The 16,660-nt window shown below is 57.5% G+C and carries 15 protein-coding genes; 7 read left to right on the plus strand and 8 right to left on the minus strand.

Annotation, left to right across the window (positions count from 1 at the left end):
• The first annotated feature begins 14 nt into the window (after positions 1 to 14).
• The 5 genes from N2597_RS23315 to N2597_RS23335 are packed head-to-tail and all read left to right on the plus strand — an operon-like array spanning position 15 to position 6,038.
• A complete protein-coding gene (locus N2597_RS23315) occupies positions 15 to 911 on the plus strand; it encodes a carbohydrate ABC transporter permease (protein ID WP_183599409.1) in 897 nt (298 codons plus the stop codon).
• A complete protein-coding gene (locus N2597_RS23320; protein WP_183599407.1) occupies positions 901 to 1,779 on the plus strand; it encodes a carbohydrate ABC transporter permease in 879 nt (292 codons plus the stop codon). The genes N2597_RS23315 and N2597_RS23320 overlap by 11 nt, the downstream gene beginning before the upstream one ends.
• Before the next feature lie 4 nt (positions 1,780 to 1,783).
• Positions 1,784 to 2,884: an ABC transporter ATP-binding protein gene (locus N2597_RS23325; RefSeq protein ID WP_183599405.1), complete on the plus strand. Its 1,101-nt coding sequence runs from the start codon at positions 1,784 to 1,786 to the stop codon at positions 2,882 to 2,884.
• Between the two features lie 8 nt (positions 2,885 to 2,892).
• A complete protein-coding gene (locus N2597_RS23330; protein ID WP_183599403.1) occupies positions 2,893 to 4,389 on the plus strand; it encodes an FAD-dependent oxidoreductase in 1,497 nt (498 codons plus the stop codon).
• Entirely contained in the window at positions 4,389 to 6,038 is a 1,650-nt protein-coding gene (locus N2597_RS23335) for a GMC family oxidoreductase (protein ID WP_210282019.1), read from the plus strand. Before N2597_RS23330 ends, N2597_RS23335 begins: the two co-directional genes overlap by 1 nt.
• 114 nt (positions 6,039 to 6,152) lie before the next feature.
• On the opposite strand, the gene N2597_RS23340 is transcribed toward N2597_RS23335, so the two are convergent.
• The 3 genes from N2597_RS23340 to N2597_RS23350 form a co-directional block, all read right to left on the minus strand.
• Positions 6,153 to 7,385, minus strand: coding sequence for an MFS transporter (locus N2597_RS23340; RefSeq protein WP_183599401.1), 1,233 nt, complete (start codon positions 7,383 to 7,385; stop codon positions 6,153 to 6,155).
• An 82-nt stretch (positions 7,386 to 7,467) separates the two neighbouring features.
• Complete coding sequence (locus N2597_RS23345) at positions 7,468 to 8,343, minus strand: sugar phosphate isomerase/epimerase family protein (RefSeq protein ID WP_183599399.1); 876 nt, start codon at positions 8,341 to 8,343, stop codon at positions 7,468 to 7,470.
• Between the two features lie 63 nt (positions 8,344 to 8,406).
• The gene (locus tag N2597_RS23350) at positions 8,407 to 9,414 is read right to left on the minus strand and encodes a Gfo/Idh/MocA family protein (RefSeq protein ID WP_225881467.1); all 1,008 of its coding nucleotides are present in this window, start codon (positions 9,412 to 9,414) and stop codon (positions 8,407 to 8,409) included.
• 141 nt (positions 9,415 to 9,555) lie between these two features.
• Here N2597_RS23350 and N2597_RS23355 point away from each other — a divergent pair, with 141 nt between their 5' ends.
• Positions 9,556 to 10,380 (plus strand): helix-turn-helix domain-containing protein, encoded by an 825-nt coding sequence (locus N2597_RS23355; protein ID WP_167862467.1) that lies wholly within the window; start codon positions 9,556 to 9,558, stop codon positions 10,378 to 10,380.
• A 34-nt stretch (positions 10,381 to 10,414) separates the two neighbouring features.
• Here the strand turns inward: N2597_RS23355 and N2597_RS23360 are convergent, their stop codons facing one another.
• On the minus strand, positions 10,415 to 11,110 hold the full coding sequence (locus N2597_RS23360; protein WP_183599397.1) for a hypothetical protein: 696 nt from the start codon (positions 11,108 to 11,110) through the stop codon (positions 10,415 to 10,417).
• A gap of 319 nt (positions 11,111 to 11,429) precedes the next feature.
• On the opposite strand from N2597_RS23360, the gene N2597_RS23365 reads away from it, so the two are divergent.
• Complete coding sequence (locus N2597_RS23365; protein WP_183599395.1) at positions 11,430 to 12,866, plus strand: aspartate ammonia-lyase; 1,437 nt, start codon at positions 11,430 to 11,432, stop codon at positions 12,864 to 12,866.
• A gap of 4 nt (positions 12,867 to 12,870) precedes the next feature.
• Here the strand turns inward: N2597_RS23365 and N2597_RS23370 are convergent, their stop codons facing one another.
• The 4 genes from N2597_RS23370 to N2597_RS23385 form a co-directional block, all read right to left on the minus strand.
• On the minus strand, positions 12,871 to 13,605 hold the full coding sequence (locus tag N2597_RS23370; protein WP_341356256.1) for a DeoR/GlpR family DNA-binding transcription regulator: 735 nt from the start codon (positions 13,603 to 13,605) through the stop codon (positions 12,871 to 12,873).
• A gap of 124 nt (positions 13,606 to 13,729) precedes the next feature.
• Positions 13,730 to 14,731 (minus strand): glycoside hydrolase family 3 N-terminal domain-containing protein, encoded by a 1,002-nt coding sequence (locus N2597_RS23375; RefSeq protein WP_183599391.1) that lies wholly within the window; start codon positions 14,729 to 14,731, stop codon positions 13,730 to 13,732.
• A 1-nt stretch (position 14,732) separates the two neighbouring features.
• The gene (locus N2597_RS23380; RefSeq protein ID WP_183599389.1) at positions 14,733 to 15,548 is read right to left on the minus strand and encodes a DeoR/GlpR family DNA-binding transcription regulator; all 816 of its coding nucleotides are present in this window, start codon (positions 15,546 to 15,548) and stop codon (positions 14,733 to 14,735) included.
• Complete coding sequence (locus N2597_RS23385) at positions 15,545 to 16,171, minus strand: HAD-IA family hydrolase (protein WP_183599387.1); 627 nt, start codon at positions 16,169 to 16,171, stop codon at positions 15,545 to 15,547. Before N2597_RS23385 ends, N2597_RS23380 begins: the two co-directional genes overlap by 4 nt.
• Between the last annotated feature and the right edge of the window lie 489 nt (positions 16,172 to 16,660).

Raw genomic sequence — 16,660 nt, forward strand, 5'->3', positions numbered from 1 at the left:
GCTGGAATGCTGTGATGAACAGTAGGATTTCTCCAAAAGATAGATTTACGCTCTGGTTGCCCCGGCTGGTCCTCTCTCCAAGTTTGGTGGTGGTTTTCATCGGCGTCTATCTCTTCATTGCATGGACGGGCTGGATATCCTTGTCGTCGTCCAAAATGGTGCCGCGATACGACTTCGTCGGCCTGGAGCAATATGTCCGCCTTTGGGCGACGCCCCGCTGGGAGACGGCAGTCGCCAATCTCTTCATTTTCACGGTGCTGTTCCTGGCAATAACGATCGCGCTCGGCCTATTCCTCGCGATCCTTCTCGACCAGCAGGTTCGGGCCGAGGGCTTCCTGCGCGCCGTCTACCTCTATCCGATGGCGCTTTCGTTCATCGTTACCGGCACCGCGTGGAAGTGGATCCTCAACCCTGGACTCGGCGTGCAGAAAGTCGTCAACGAGTTCGGTTGGACCGGCTTTGTCTTCGACTGGATCACGAGGCCGGAATACGCCATCTACTGCGTCGTGATTGCGGCGGTCTGGCAATCGACCGGCTTTGCCATGGCAATTTTCCTGGCTGGCCTGCGGGGCATTGATAATTCCGTCATCAAGGCCGCGCAAATCGAAGGTGCAGGCCTCGTCCGGATCTACTGGAGCATCATCGTGCCTATGCTTCGGCCAGCCTTCCTCAGCGTCATCGTTCTCCTGAGCTATATCTCAATCAAGAGCTTCGACCTGGTCCTGGCGCTGACTAATGGTGGCCCGGGTAGCGCAACCGAGATGCCGTCGACCTTCATGTTTTCCGCTACGTTCAAACGAAATCAGATGGGCATCGGTGCGGCGAGCGCCATGATGATGCTGATGACGGTCGCGGCAATCATCGTGCCGTATCTTTATTCCGAACTGAAGGAGAGCCGCAATGACCACTGAGGTTAACAGGGCGCGGCGTTCCGCCTTATTCGGGCATATCTTCATCTACGGGTCGCTCATCGCTCTTGCAGTGTTCTATCTGATGCCGCTCTGGGTGATGATCGTCACGTCGCTCAAGTCGCTTGACGAGATCTATTCCGGTTCGTTTATCGGTCTTCCGCAGCAGCTCACCTTCGACGCCTGGCAGAAGGCCTGGGACGAAGCATGCATCGGTACCGAGTGCAGCGGCCTGAAGCCATATTTTGTGAATTCGCTGCTGATGGTCATTCCGGCCGTCATTCTGTCGACGGGGATTGGTGCGATCAATGGCTACATCCTGACAAAATGGCGCTTCCCAGCCTCGAACTTCGTGTTCGGCATGCTGCTTTTCGGTTGCTTTCTGCCGTTCCAGGCGGTGATCCTGCCGATGGCCCAGCTTCTTGGCGCCCTGAAGCTCTCAGGAACCATTCCGGGACTGGTCCTCGTTCACACCGTCTACGGGATCAGCTTCACGACGCTGTTCTTCAGGAACTACTTCATCACGATCCCAAACGAACTCACGCGCGCAGCACAGATCGACGGTGCCGGATTTTTCCGTATCTTCTTTTCGATTATGCTGCCGGCGGCACTGCCCATCATCGTTGTCTCATGCATCTGGCAGTTCACCCAGATCTGGAATGACTTCCTCTTCGGTGTGTCCTTTACAGCGGGACAATCGTCACCGATCACTGTGGCACTCAACAATATCGTCAACGTCACGATGGGGCGCAAGCAATACAACGTCGACATGGCCGCTGCCATGATCGCCGCCATTCCCACGCTCGTCGTCTACATCCTGGCAGGCCGCTACTTCGTTCGCGGATTGACTGCCGGTGCCGTGAAAGGCTGAACCCATGTCTACTCTCGAAATCGATCGCGTCCGCAAGGCTTATGGCGAACTGGAAGTCCTCAAGGAGGTATCAATCTCCATCGGCACGGGCGACTTCCTTGTGCTACTCGGACCTTCCGGCTGCGGCAAGTCGACCCTCCTGAACATGATCGCAGGCTTGGAGACGATCACCGGCGGTTATATCCGCATCGGAGAAAAGGTCGTCAACCACCTCTCGCCGAAAGACCGCGACATCGCAATGGTCTTCCAGTCATACGCGCTTTATCCCACAATGACAGTGCGAGAAAACATCGAGTTCGGAATGAAGATCCGCAAAGTGCTTCCGGCTGAGCGGGACAAGGCGGTCAAGGCTGCGGCCGATCTTCTCCAGATCAGCCATCTTCTTGATCGCAAGCCGTCACAACTGTCGGGCGGCCAGCGTCAGCGCGTCGCCATGGGACGCGCAATTGTCCGCCAGCCAAAGCTTTTTCTTTTCGACGAACCGCTGTCCAACCTCGATGCCAAGCTTCGCGTCGACATGCGAACCGAAATCAAGCGCCTGCATCAGCGCCTCGGTACGACAATCGTCTACGTCACGCACGACCAGATCGAGGCCATGACGCTCGCAACCCGTGTTGCGGTCATGAAGGATGGGGTCGTCCAGCATCTCGACGAGCCTCAGAAGGTCTATGACCGGCCGGCAAACGTCTATGTCGCGAAGTTCGTCGGCTCACCATCGATGAACATCATCCCCGGCAGGCTCGAGGTCGCCGGCTCATCCGCGACCGCCGTCATCGACGTGCCGAACAAGCCATCGGCGTCCGTGACGGGTATTGCACTGTCTGCCGAGTCAGCCAAACGATATGCCGGCAAGAATGTGCTTGTGGGGATCCGCCCGGAGAACTTCACACCCGCCTCCGCTGGAGCTGGCAACCACATCGCAGTGGACGTCGATGTGGTCGAGCCGACCGGACCTGATGCCCTCGTTGTCTTCCAGCTTGCAAACGTCGAAGTAACCGCGAGATTGCCACCGAACGTCACTCGATCGCGCTCTGAAGCATCGCTCGCCGTCGATGCGTCAAAGATCGTCCTGTTCGACGCCCAGACCGAAGCCAGAATTGATTGAGGTATGCCATGCAGCACACGGCGGATGTGGTCATTATAGGCTCGGGCATCGGCGGAAGTTCGCTTGCCTACAGCCTTGCCGACAGCGGCCTCAAGGTCATCATCCTGGAGCGCGGCGGGTACCTTAAAGACAGCGTGGAAGCTCGTGACGATGTCGCGATTTTCCAAAGAGGCTTCTATCGGCCAGCGGAAGAGTGGCTTGGAACCGACGGGGAAAGCTTCCTTGCCAACAACTACTACTACGTTGGCGGAAATTCGAAATTCTTTGGCGCTGTGATGTATCGGTATCGAAAGGAAGATTTCGAAGCGCGTCCGCACCTCGACGGAAATTCGCCGGGGTGGCCATGCACATATGAAGAACTGGAGCCGTGGTATGAGCAGGCTGAAAAGGTGTTCCAGGTACGTGGCGCGCTCGGTCAGGATCCGACGGAGCCTTTCCATAGCAAACCCTACGCCCATCCTGCCGTTCCCGACGAGGCGCCGATTGCGTCGGTCCGCGACCGGCTAAAGCGGGCAGGTGTCCATCCGGCGAGCTTGCCGCTGGCGATTGACATCGAGGCTTGGCTTCACCGCGCAAAGACAGGCTGGGATGCGTTCCCGAACACAGGCGTCGGCAAGATCGATGCCGAGGTCGGTCCGTTGACGGCGGCATTGCGTCATCCAAACGTTACCCTCATGACCGGGGCCAACGTGTCGCGTCTGGAAACGGACGAAGCGGGCACGCGCGTTACCGCTGCGGTCTTCGTCAAGGACGGGTTCGAGCAGCGGATCTCTGCCGGCATATTCGCTGTTGCTACCGGCGCGGTCCAGACTGCAGCACTTCTGCTCCGGTCGGCAAGCAAAGCTCACCCGACGGGCCTGGCCAACAGCTCAGACCAGCTCGGCCGGAATTTCATGAACCACAACACATCCGCGATGCTGGTACTCGACTATCGCCGCAATGCCTCGGTCTACCAGAAAACCATTGCCTTCAACGATTTTTATAACGCCGATAACGACTACCGGGCGCCGCTCGGAAACGTGCAATTGCTGGGGCACATCACCGGCAATATTTTGAAAGCGAACTTCCCAGTACCCGCACCCTCATGGCTGGTCCGCCTGATCGCGCGACACGCCTATGGATGGTTCCTCACCAGCGAAGATCTTCCCAATCCGGAAAGCCGGGTGATGGTCCGCGAGGATCGCATCGTCGTCAACTGGATCCGGTCGAACATGCGCGCCCACCAAGCTCTCATCAAGAAAACAAAGAATGTCATGCGAAAAGCAGGCTTTCCGGTGGTGCTCACGCACACATTCGGTCGAAGAACAACCTCTCACCAGTGCGGCACCGCTCGGCTCGGGCATGATCCGAAAACCTCGGTGGTCGATCTAAATTGCCGTGCGCATGACGTCGAAAATCTTTATATTACCGACGCCTCAGTTCTTCCAACATCGGCGGCAGTTAACCCGGCCCTGACCATCGCTGCCCTCGCGATCAAGGCGGGTGCTTCGATACGAGGTGTGTGATGTTGCTTCCCCCGTTTGGCTCTGCGCGCTACGGTATCAAGCCGCATTCTGGCAAGCACCATCGCTACGACTATATTGTCGTCGGCGGCGGGTCGACCGGCTGTGTGATCGCCTCGCGATTGTCCGAGGACGAAAATCTCCGCGTGGCGCTCCTAGAGGAGGGGCCTACCGATTCTAGCCCATACATCCACATTCCAGGCGCCTACTACAAGACTGCTCAGGGAAGCCTCTTGAAGCGTTTCGCCTGGGAGGCCGGTCCGGAGCTTGCGCGTAACGAGCAGCAGACGATGGTACAGGCGCGCGTGCTCGGCGGCGGTAGTTCGGTCAACGCGATGATCTATATTCGCGGTGTTCCCTCGGACTACCAGCAGTGGGTGCAATTGGGCGCTGCGGGATGGGCCTATGAGGACGTGCTTCCATATTTCAAGCGTTCCGAGGACAATAACCGTTTTTGCAATGATGCGCACGGCGTCGGAGGTCCGCTCGGCGTCTCCGACATCGAGCACATCCATCCCTTGACGCGCGGTTGGCTACAGGCATGCCAGCAGGCAGGTCTCCCCTATAACCCGGATTTCAACTCTGGCAGTCAGGCGGGGTGCGGGCTCTATCAGATTACCGCAAGGGACGGTAAGCGCAGCAGTGCTGCCGTCGCCTTTATCAAGCCAGCGAAGGGACGACCGAACTTGCAGGTCGTCACTCGCACCACTGTCACTCGGCTGATCATCGAAAACGGCAGGGCTGTCGGTGTCGAATACATCCGCAATGGTGAGACGCATGTGCTGCGTGCGGAGCGCGAAGTAATCGTGTCGGCGGGCGCGATCGCCACGCCGAAACTCCTGATGCTCTCAGGCATCGGACCAGCCACCGAGTTGAAGCGGCACGGGATCACCGTGCATGCAGATCTTCCGGGTGTCGGTAAGAACCTGCAGGACCACGTCGAAATATCACTGATCTATCAGCTGAGTGGTCCCTACAGTTACGACAAATACAAGAAGATGCATTGGAAGGCGGCCGCCGGTTTGAACTATGCGCTTTTCAAAGGTGGGCCCGCGTCATCAAACCTCATCGAGGGCGGTGCGTTTTGGTGGGGCAATAGGAGCGAACATGTTCCCGACATCCAGTTTTTCATGGTCGTCGGCGCGGGCATCGAGGAAGGTGTCGATGCCGTACCGGGCGGCAATGGTTGCACAATCAACCTCGGTCAGATCCGGCCGAGGTCGCGAGGCGAAGTTACCTTGCAAAGCGGCGATTTCAACGCCGATGCCCGCGTTGCTCCCAATTACTTCTCTGATCCGTACGACCTGGAGGCAATCACCGAGGGTACAATGGTCGCGATGGATATCATGTCGAAACCGGCGCTCTCGAAATATCTCCAGTCACGATATGTGCCGGCCCCGAGCGTCAGCACGCGCGATGACATCCGTGCATTCTGCCAGAGAACCGCGCACGCGGCACTTCATCCGTCGGGGACTTGCCGGATGGGTGTCGACGAGATGGCTGTGGTCGACCCGCAACTTCGCGTCAGGGGGATCGAAGGGCTTCGCGTCGCCGACGCATCAGTTATGCCAACTTTGATTTCTGGCAATCCAAATGCCGTCTGCATCATGATCGGGGAACGGGCGGCCGACTTTCTGCGCCTCACGCACTAAGAGCGACGGAGACGACGTGATCGATCGGGCGATGTGGCAACGACATCGCCCGCTTTCGTTTATCGCGAAGAAGTCCGTTCCACCAAATGTCCAAGCCACCTGGCGTGCCGCCGCTCAGGTTTCGTGTCGGAGCTTGAGCCCATGAAGCGCCATGCGCTTGGCGACTGCGAAACCGACGACCGCGACAAGAACAAAGCCGCCCGTGATGACGCCAAAGCTTGTTGTCAGGCTTGAATGCTGGGCGACGAAGCCGAGCAGCGCCGGCCCTAGAAGCAAGCCGCTATAGCCCATCGTCGTGGCGATCGACATCGCCCTTCCGGCCGAATCCCCTCCAAGATGACCGGCGGCCGCGAAAACGGCCGGAACCAGGTTTGCTACTCCGATCCCGCATAAACCAAGGGCAAACATCGTAACGCTAATGCTGCTCGACACGACTATGACCGAGACCGAGACAGCGCAGACCACACCGCCGATGCGAATGACATTGACATGCCCAATGCGCCTCGTCGCCCAGTCGCCCGCAAACCGTCCGAGTGCCATTGTCGCGGAGAAGGTTGCGAACGCATAGGCTCCGACGCTTTCAGAGGCCCCGTGTTCGGTGACGAGAAAGATTGCAGTCCAGTCCATCACCCCCCCTTCGGCCAACATGGAGAGAAAGGCGATGGCTCCGAACATGATGACAAGAACCAGCTGTTCAGGGCTGAGTTTTATTTTTTTCATCGCGTTCGACTGGGTGCTGCTGATGCGATGGTCAAATGACCGTTTTCTTGCGATCAGACGTGAGCCGAAGGCGACGAGGACGACGATTGAACCTGCAATGCCGAGGCATAAGTTCAACCCGCCACCGATCGAAACCAACTGGCCGACAAGAAGTGCGCCCAAGAGCGCCCCGACACTGAAGACCCCGTGGAAGGAGGACATCAGGTGTCGTTTCGATGTCCGTTCGAGGTGCGAGGCTTCGGTGTTCATCGACACGTCGAGCGTTCCGAAGCCGGCGCCCGCCGCAAGGATCAGAAGTGCGGCGGTCAGGACGCCGGGAGCCAACGGAACCAAAAGGATGCACGCCCCGAATATCACGCAGCCCGCAAGCGAGAGCTTGTCGCTCTGCAGTCGGTCGATGAACCGTCCGATCGTCACCATCAGAACAATCGCGCCCAGTGCGAACCCAAGAAGGAGGGAGCCAAGTTCTCCCTTGCTGATCGCAAGCCTCGTCGAAACGAGCGGAAGGCTGGAAGCCCACGCTCCGATGCCTATTCCGGCCGCGAGGAAGAAAGCACAACATCTTGCCCGCTTTGATGAGCCGATGCGCCGAAGCACGCCTGTTGGTGCTGGCCTGGTAAAGAACATTGAGACACCTGTATATCGCAGAAGGTGATGCTTGGCGGTCCCCCGTTTGAAACAGTGAAGTCCGCCGTCGAAGGTAAGTTTTCTAGGGGGCGAGTAAGTCACTCATCAGGTCTTTGAGTCTACGAGCGACCGCAAAACTGTTTTCTTGGTGATTGCGACGGCAAAAGAGTTCGCAACTCCACCATCCCTCGTAGCCGGTTGCCCTGACCGCATCCGTCCACTCCTGAAGATTTAGCACCCCTTCTCCAGTAGGCACGTCCCGGAGTACAGGCTCATCGGGAATGCCTCCATCGAACTTCAGGGAGTCGCAGACATGAATGCCGTAGAGCAGCTCCTTGTCGAGCTTGGCGACTCTCTCTGGCGTGTCACCTGACGTATAGCAATGCCAGAAATCTACGAGCAGCCGCAGATTGTCGCGGCCCGCTTTCTCGATTACCCTGAGTTGCTTGTCCATTGTATTGAGCGGTGTCCAGGACAGAGCTTCGAGATAGAGGATGAGATTGTGGTCGGCCGCGATCTCCGACAGTTCCCGCAGATTGGAAGCGGTAAGGTCGATCTGCTCATCTTCTGGAAGGTCGACCAAGCCCCTGTAGAGATCTGTCGCCGTTCGTTGCCCACGCGCGACCTCGAGACTCAGAGGTCCTGTGATGACTTCGACGCCCTCGGCGCCCACGGCGATGGCGAGTTCGAACAGACGGTTTGCTTCCGCAAATAGTTTGGTCTTGGCATCCCTCTGGCGTTCAATATCGATGAGGAAGCCGATGCCCGGGATGAATGTATCGCCAACAAGGGATTTGAGCGCGCTTTTTGATAAGCCAGCGTCAAGGTAGCTCGCGATTTTGTCGCCAGATGCCTCCAAGCCATCGAAGCCCACCTGCCGTGCAATTTCGAGATCGATGGCTAACGTCGAATGTCGGGCGACCAGAGAATGAAGAATGATCTGATCTCGCTTTCTCACCGTTGCTCTCCTTAATGTTATACCGGATGTTCGTGCTCGTTGCGGAGCCGCCGACAACTCTGCTCATGCCGTGCCCAACTGTTGAATGTCGATTACGTCGCCGGTCTGGATCGACGCAATGATCGAGTTAATGGCGGCTAGGTTTGCGACGCTGTCCGCGCCAGTCGAAAGCCAGGTCGGCCTTCCATGAAGCCCGGTGACGAAATCCTGAATGGCGGCCACGTGCACGTCCTTGTCGCGGATCGGAATAAGCTCGTTCTTGCCGCCGATCCTGCGCGTCAAAGTGCCGGATCCGCGACCATAAAGCGTCCCGCTGGCGGTCAGCGATCCCTTCGATCCCGCAATCATTACCGTGTCTTCGATATCGGCGGTCAGGAAGCTTTCATGTGCTTGGAAGATGCAGCCGTCATCCATAGCGAGGGCGAAGGCAAGGTGTTGCGGCGCACCTCCCATCGGCTTTGAAATCCCGGTGGCCCGATTGGGCTCGGCGTCGGTCAAGAACCGAACAAGATCAACGTCCTCGATTGCCGCGTCGAAGAAGATGTCGCCTTCGAGATTGGCAAGCGGACCACGGCGATTGGGTGAAGGATGAAATGCGCCGCCACGCGCCACGACAATCGAATGAATCTGGCCGATATCGCCTTCGCGGATCAGCCGCTTCATCGTCTGATGAACGCTAGAAGCGCGCGCGATGTGATGAACGGCAAGCGTGACCTTGAGGTCATGACAGAGCGACACGAGCCGCGCTGCTTCTTCACGTTCATTGCTGATTGGGCCATCGCAAAGAATGTGCTTGCCCGCTTCTGCGGCTGCGGCGATGTGAAACGAGCGTCGCTCCCGCGTGGCGCTGACATAGACGAAACGCACATCGCGATCGGCCCACACTCGTTCGAGGTCGTCGGTCGCATTGGGGATGCTAAGATCGCCGGCAAATGTGCCTGCGTAATGGGCATTGCGGCTGACCACCCATAGCGGTTGATGGCCAATCGAGCGTATCGCGGAAACCATATGCTCGGTCGCGATGGTTTCCGTGCCCATGATCGCCCAACCGACTCTGTCGTTGCCTGCCAAGTGGTGGATTCCCTAGTGTTTCATCGGCCACTATGGCGTTGGATACCTCATCGGAGCAACTTCGCAACGGCTTGAAGATGTTCTCAAAGTGGCGTAGAATTAGCGTCAGGGTGCTTCAGGTTTGAGCTTGAGGATAGGGTCATGAACTATATGATGGACGATCCGGCGTCGTTTGCCGCCAACTTGCGAACGCTGTGCGATCGCCAAGGCTCGGTGGCGGCCGTGTGCCGCAAGATCAAGGTCAATCGTCAGCAATTCAACAAATATCTTTCCGGTGCCCATCTGCCTGCAGCGGCTAATATGCGCATTATCGCGAATTATTTCGGTTTGAGCGTGCCGATCCTGTTCTCCGACCCCGAGGAGTTCCGAACGCTCGTTGATGGCAACTTCTTTCATGCTATGTCGGCGGCCAGGCAACTGCCGGAATTCGCGCGTTTCGTTTCCGCAATGCTTGTCGAAAATTCCGTTCCGGACAGCGATCTCGTGGGCGTCTACGACCGATACCAGTTCTCCTCTATCTACAAAGGCTTCGTGCTAAAGTCCGCATTTTGCATCTACAGGGCAAACCAGTTCCTGCAGCATTACTACGTCGAACGTTTCCCCAGTTTCGATGATCCTAAGAAGATGGAATATGTCTTCAAGTATTATGGTTTCTGCTTTCCAGTCGCGGATCGGATATTCACAGCCGATTTCGAAGGCATTCAGTCGAACGAGCTGACCTTCGGCGTCTATGCTCAGGTCAAGCGCAACTCCAAGAAGTTCATGTTCGGGATTTCGAGTGGAATTGCGGCTACGGTGTTTCGTCAGCCTTACTCGACTAAGGTCGCCTTACATTACAGGGGACCGGGCTTATTGAAGAGGGAGCAGCTGAAAGGGATCACCGTCATGGACAAGAACGATCCGGCGATCCCTCGAGAGGCACTTCAATATCTCGGCGATGGCTCAGACATGATCCAGATGTCCTGATCGGCCAATCCCGGCGCCCTGTCCCAATCGTTGATCAGGGATGAAGCTCGACGGCAAGCCACACGGAGTCAGTATCGCAGTAGTAGCGGTGCCATGGGTAGGTCCATTTGTTTTCACCGGTAACGCGGCAGAACGGGTCGTGCGAATAGCCGATCGGCATCACTACATCTTCGTAAAGCGTTTCTTGATCGCGCTCGTGGAATTTCTGCATGCGACCAAGCCCATGGATCTGCGTATGGACCTCGAGGAAGGGGTGCTCGTTGTGGATGAAGCAGTCGGTGTCACCTGGTGCCCACCACAGATTGAGCTTGAGCGTGAAGGGCTGTTCCGCCGCTGGGGCTGCGTGCTCGTTTGTGAAAACCTTGGGATCGACCGTCACCGTTCCGATTTCGTCCTGCGCCGAAATGAACAGCGGCGTGTCGCGCGGAAAGCTGCGGATTCTGTTGCCGAGCCAGTCCCATCCGCGAAACTGAGCCCCGCCCAAATTGGTCGCCTTGCGGACCTTGATCAATGCAGCTCGCTCTGCCGACTTGATCCTGCCGCCCTTCAACCAGGTTGATTTCCAGGCCGGGACGATTGCAGGATGATCGGTGCCGGTAATCATACGCGAAGGACTGATGTTGACAACGACAGCATCTTCGATGTCGAGATCGACGACGTTTTCCACGAGCTTTGCCGAGATGAAATCGTCTGCAAATGCAAGGTCTCTGGTCTGGTTCTGCACGGTCATGGATCCCGAATGATGGAGATGATTACATCAAGCCATTTCGGGCGCGCCAAATAAATTGCGCGATGGTGCAATTAGCGGCGCAAAATGATTATCCCATTGCGTCAATACGCGAAGGGCATGCGTTGGCACAGTGGCCACGCAGACAAAACCCACGGTGAGTACGAACCTCTGCAGGCCGAATGTTTGTTGATCGCCAAGGCGGAAGGCGAAAGATCCTTCGCGTAGCTTGCGTCATACTGCTCATCGCTTATCACCGCAGCGAAATTTGATCGAGCAGGTTCCCGAATTATTCTCCATCGACAACCATTGAGGATCGAAGATGGAAGACGCAGCACTGGTGCCTGAAGCATCGAGCATTCGCTTCGAGGCGGATTCACTCGGCCCTGTCCCGGTTCCGGCTTCGGCCTATTATGGGGCTCAAACGGCGCGCGCGATCGCAAATTTTCAGATCTCCGGCATTCCGATCGGCCACTACCCCGACCTTATCCGATCTCTCGCCTATGTTAAGAAGGCAGCCGCCAGTGCTAACTTCATCCTTGGGGACCTATCGGAAGACAAAAGGGACGCGATCTTCCGCGCGTGCGACGAGGTTGCCGAAGGACTGTTTGCCGATCAGTTCGTCCTTGACGTCTTTCAGGGCGGCGCCGGCACATCCACTAACATGAATATGAATGAGGTGATCGCAAATCGCGCGCTCGAGCACCTTGGTCTGCCGCGCGGGCGATTTGACGTCATTCATCCAAACAACCATGTCAATTTGTCTCAGTCGACCAATGACGTTTATCCAACCGCGATCCGGTTGGCCCTCGTCCTCTCGACACGGAAATTGCTGGATGCGCTGGAATACCTTTCGGCCTCGTTTGACCGCAAGGCAGGGGAGTTCGGCGGCATCTTGAAGCTCGGCAGGACCCAACTTCAAGATGCCGTCCCTATGACGCTCGGCCAAGAGTTCACCGCCTTTGCAGTGACCTTACGGGAAGATATGTCACGGTTGGCTGAGGCGGTTGGCCTGTTTCACGAGGTCAACCTCGGCGGTACGGCAATCGGCACGGGGATCACCGCCGACCCCCGTTACGCGTCAACGGCGATTAGTGAGCTCGCGACGGTCTCCGGTGTGCCTTTGCGGCCGGCAAGCGACTTTGTCGAAGCGTGCTGGGATACAGGCGCCTTCGTCCTGTTTTCCGGCACCCTGAAGCGCACCGCTGTCAAGATATCGAAAATTTGCAATGACCTACGTCTCCTGTCGAGCGGGCCTCGCGGCGGTTTCGGAGAAATTACGCTGCCGCCCATGCAGCCCGGCTCGTCGATCATGCCTGGCAAGGTCAATCCCGTCATTCCCGAAATGGTCAACCAAGTCGCTTTTCAGGTCATCGGCTCTGATCTTGTCGTCACCATGGCTGCAGAAGGCGGGCAGCTGCAGTTGAATGCCTTCGAACCTGTCATCGTCTTCAATCTACTTCAGTCGATATCGTTGATGACGAGCGCTTTCCGCACATTGGCCGACAGATGCGTCGCCGACATTGTCGCCAATGAGGAGGCTTGCCGGCAGAACCTTGAAGCAGGTACGGCGCTTGCAACCGCATTAACGTCGCTCATCGGTTACGAGAAGGCGGCAGAGCTCGCAAAGCAGATACTCTCCACCGGCAGGACAATGCGAGAATTGCTGGAGGAGGACAGCAGCCTCTCTTCGAGCCTTATCGAACAGGCTCTCGAGGTGAAGTCGTTGACGCAGCCTATCAGGCTTCGGCGGCCTTGAAGTATTAGTCGACGCGGATGATCCGATAGCCCGCCCGCTCGAGCGCATCACATTCGCTGGAGTCGAGCGTCTCGTCGATGACCACATAATCGAGGTCCCCAGCGTCGCCAATCCTGTACGGCGCGTGATCGTGGAACTTGCCCGACGTCGCCATCATGATGCTGGTTCGGCTGTTCTTGATCAAGGTCTTTTTGAACTGAGCTTCGCCGAAGTGATGGACTCGAATTCCATAGTCGGCTGAGATGGAGCAGCCTCCAACAAAACTTCGATCGATGATCGTGTTTTCGAGAAACGAGACCGCCGCGGCATCGACGCTGCAGCCGATCGCATGGTCGACTAGTCCGCCCACCAGAATCAGAGGATGCGCTGCTCTCGTCTTCACGGCAAATGCCACGTCGATCGAATTTGTCGCCACAGCGACCTGGCGATCGGTCGGAAGGTAGTCGACCAGTGCGACGTTGGTGCTGGCACTATCGAGGAAGACGAGCTCACCGGCCTCAATAGTCCGCGCTGCGGCGCGCGCAAGTCTGTGCTTCTCGTTCAGGTCCTGAGTCAGCCGCATCGAGAAGGGTAGGGAGGAGCCCGGTATCGGCAGCGCGCCGCCATAGACCCGTCTGCAACGACCCTCCGCCGCAAGCAGGCGAAGATCGCGCCGGATGGCGTCTTCAGACACATTGAATTCAATCGCCAGCGATGCGGCGACGACATTTTGCCCAGCAGCCAATCGCATGGCGATCATCTCTCGACGCGACAGGGAAAGCTCGAGCTTCATGGCAACAAACGGCAGGCCCGCGATGGCGGGGGCAAGACAGCGGACGAAACGCGGTCGCCAGCGCTGAAAAAGGTTTTTCCGCGAATCGCCGTCATGTGGCTGCCATCCGACGAACCCGATCAGCAGCTTCCGCCAGTCGTGTCACTGGGAGTGTGCCGCGTGCGACGGCATCGACTATCGCTGAAGAAAGATCTTCAAGATCGGCGCTGCCTGCAACGAGCAGAAGATCGGCGCCCGCCGCCAATGACGCGATCGCCGTTTCCGCAAGCGAGCGATCGCGCATCGTTGCCGGAGCGTCGAGATCGTCGCTGACGATCAAACCTGTAAAACCGAACTCTTTTCGTAGCAAAGAGATGATCGCAGGCGACGTGCAGGCGGGCTCGGCTGGATCGATCGAGCGAACAACCGTCGGTCCGACCATGACCGCCTTTGAGCCGGCGTGAATAGCCGCTCTGAACGGGGCCGCGTTATCCAAGATTTCGTCTAGCGGCGTTTCAAGGGCAACGTCCTCGACAGCCGGATCTCCCGCGAGATCGTTAAAGCCGGGAAAATGCTTGGTCGCCGAAGCAATTCCCGCGCGTTGGACCCCCGTGACAAAGGCCTCCACCAGACGCGCAACCGCGACGGGATCGGAACTCATCGTTCGCTTTTCGAGCCACGGGTTCGTGCCGGTGACGACATCGGCAATCGGAGCGAGGAAGAGTGTGACACCAAGCGTTCGGGCGGCGACCGCCGTGTCGAAACACCGACTTTCTAGCTGCGCCCTGTCCATCACCAGGGCCTCGTTAAGCCGCGGCAGCCCTGGGGCGAGAGCCTTGAGCCGCTCGATTCCGGCTAACTCCTGATCTACGGCTACAATCAGCTCCGGCCGAAGCTTCGTCAGTTTCCCAAGCCGTGCCGCGAAAATCTCAGGCGTCTCGGATTGCAGACGATCGTCAGACATCGATCTGGCGACATATTCCGCCCGCGTTTCTCCGATCAGTATGGACCAGCCCCCGTTTTCAAGAAACGGAACCATCACCTCGTCGAAGTCGAGGCTGGCGAATGCTGGCAAGAGGACAGCATGAGCATCCTGATTGATAGTAAAACTCACACTATTTTCCTCTCGTAGAATTTTCCGGTTTCGCGCTCACCTCGACAACTTCGACGCCTGCTTCTCTGATCCTTGCGATCAGCGGCTCCCGCGTTGCCGTGGTATAAAGCGCAGATATCGTCGAGATTGATGAAATCTCATAAGTTGCACTGCGGCCAAGCTTGTCATGTGAGGCCAGGAGCAGCGTCCTTTCAGCTGCCTTCACCATCGCAGCCTTTAAAAAGGCATCGTCGATGTCGTCGGCCCGTAGCGTCAGGTTCTCGTCGATTCCGCAGGTCCCGAGAACGCAGATATCTGCGCGAATACCCCGCACGGCCTCCACTGCGACCGCTCCGGTGGCGCTCCGCGTCAGGCGGTTGAGTTTGCCGCCGAGGAAGGTGACCTCGGCAATCGGATGGTCTAGTGCGGCGGCAGCGATGTCGATCGACGTCGTCAGGATCCTAACTTGCAACGACGGCGGCAGGTTACGCAAGAAGTGGAGAACAGTCGTACTGGAATCGACGAAAATTGTGACGTCGTTAGGAATGCTGACTGCCGCCGCGCGCCCGATCGCTGATTTGTCAGGTGCATCCAAAGCTTCTCGCCGCCTGAAATCGAGGACGGGTCCGGAAAGGCGCATTGCCCCGCCATGGAATCGCTGCACCAGCCGGGCATCGACGAGTTCCTTCAGGTCGCGACGGATCGAATCTTCAGAGACGCAGAGTTCGCGGGCGATTGCTGTTGCGAGTACGCGGCCCTCTTTATTGATCCTCTCGAGCAAGATGGCCTGGCGTTCTTCCGGCGAAGACGTAGGCACGACCTCGTGTCTGTTCTTCATGGGCACAACCCGGTTTGCGAAAGTAGACCGAGCGCGACGAGTCGCCTCTCAAGATCCTCAGCCGTTGAGAAGTGGACGGTATGGAAACCCAGCTTGTTGGCGGCGGCGATGTTTGCCGCATTGTCATCAATAAAGATGCAGTCTTTTGCACCGAGGCCGGACCTTTCCAGGAAACGTTGGAAAATCTCCTCTCCTGGCTTGATCATCTTTTCTCGGCCCGAGACGACAAGCACATCGAAGAGGTGAAGGAAAGGGTAGAGTTTCGTTGCAATCGGAAACGTCTCGGCCGACCAATTCGAGATAGCGTGAACCGGCACGTTCTCGCGCTTCAGGCGCCGCAAGATGTCCGCGGTACCGGGAACCTCGCCACCCAGCATCTCTTGCCATCGTTCCCAGAACGCCGAAATGAGGTCCGCTTTTGCTGGGTACTTCGCGGCCAGGGCCTCTATGCCCTCCGAAAAGACGTGGCCGGCGTCGAACTGCTGGTTCCACTCGTTGCTGCAAACATCGCGAAGAAAAGCTTCCACGCTCTCTTCGTCCGGGAGGAGCTTGCGGTAGAGGTATCGGGGGTTCCAATCGATGAGAACGCCTCCAATATCGAAAACGACGGACAATGGCCCCACAAACGTACTCCTTGCGTGTTTGTGCGTTAATATGCGTGGAGGCGCACAATGTCAAGCGAAACATGCAAAAAGGCGCATGAGAAGCGGTGAAAGCAGCGTTCCGGCTGGTTTTCCGCCTTGTGACAGTGCGAAAAAACTGCTGCCGTTGAGAAGACCTCAACGGCAGCAAAATCGGTCTTAAAAGACCGAGGAAAGCCTGGGGAGGAGTAGCGATGGCTATGCGCGAGAACCCAATGGAATACGGCAGCGATCGCGATCAGGGCTTTCAATCGTCTTTTTACATCGCACGCGGCTCTACCACAATTTCGCAAGCCCACGCCTCAATGGTCACTCAGCCGTGCCAAGTGCTTCGTCGTGCGTCAGTCCGCTTTCCTAGTTTTCCTGTCGGCGATGAGCTCGACTTGCGTTCAGATCAACGCATTGCAAGCTCTCATCACCAGTCTTTTGGGAGGACGAGTTTGGTCTTGGCGGCGCCGAGTTTCGCATAGG

Origin of the sequence: Rhizobium sophoriradicis (assembly GCF_025200795.1) — a bacterium.
Taxonomy (GTDB): domain Bacteria; phylum Pseudomonadota; class Alphaproteobacteria; order Rhizobiales; family Rhizobiaceae; genus Rhizobium; species Rhizobium sophoriradicis.

Bases quoted from the DNA above. Each gene is read 5' to 3' on its own strand.
- N2597_RS23315 (WP_183599409.1), top strand. From the start codon at position 15: ATGAACAGTAGGATTTCTCCAAAAGATAGATTTACGCTCTGGTTGCCC.
- N2597_RS23320 (WP_183599407.1), top strand. From the start codon at position 901: ATGACCACTGAGGTTAACAGGGCGCGGCGTTCCGCCTTATTCGGGCAT.
- N2597_RS23325 (WP_183599405.1), top strand. From the start codon at position 1,784: ATGTCTACTCTCGAAATCGATCGCGTCCGCAAGGCTTATGGCGAACTG.
- N2597_RS23330 (WP_183599403.1), top strand. From the start codon at position 2,893: ATGCAGCACACGGCGGATGTGGTCATTATAGGCTCGGGCATCGGCGGA.
- N2597_RS23335 (WP_210282019.1), top strand. From the start codon at position 4,389: ATGTTGCTTCCCCCGTTTGGCTCTGCGCGCTACGGTATCAAGCCGCAT.
- N2597_RS23340 (WP_183599401.1), bottom strand. From the start codon at position 7,385: ATGTTCTTTACCAGGCCAGCACCAACAGGCGTGCTTCGGCGCATCGGC.
- N2597_RS23355 (WP_167862467.1), top strand. From the start codon at position 9,556: ATGAACTATATGATGGACGATCCGGCGTCGTTTGCCGCCAACTTGCGA.
- N2597_RS23360 (WP_183599397.1), bottom strand. From the start codon at position 11,110: ATGACCGTGCAGAACCAGACCAGAGACCTTGCATTTGCAGACGATTTC.
- N2597_RS23365 (WP_183599395.1), top strand. From the start codon at position 11,430: ATGGAAGACGCAGCACTGGTGCCTGAAGCATCGAGCATTCGCTTCGAG.
- N2597_RS23370 (WP_341356256.1), bottom strand. From the start codon at position 13,605: ATGATCGCCATGCGATTGGCTGCTGGGCAAAATGTCGTCGCCGCATCG.
- N2597_RS23380 (WP_183599389.1), bottom strand. From the start codon at position 15,548: ATGAAGAACAGACACGAGGTCGTGCCTACGTCTTCGCCGGAAGAACGC.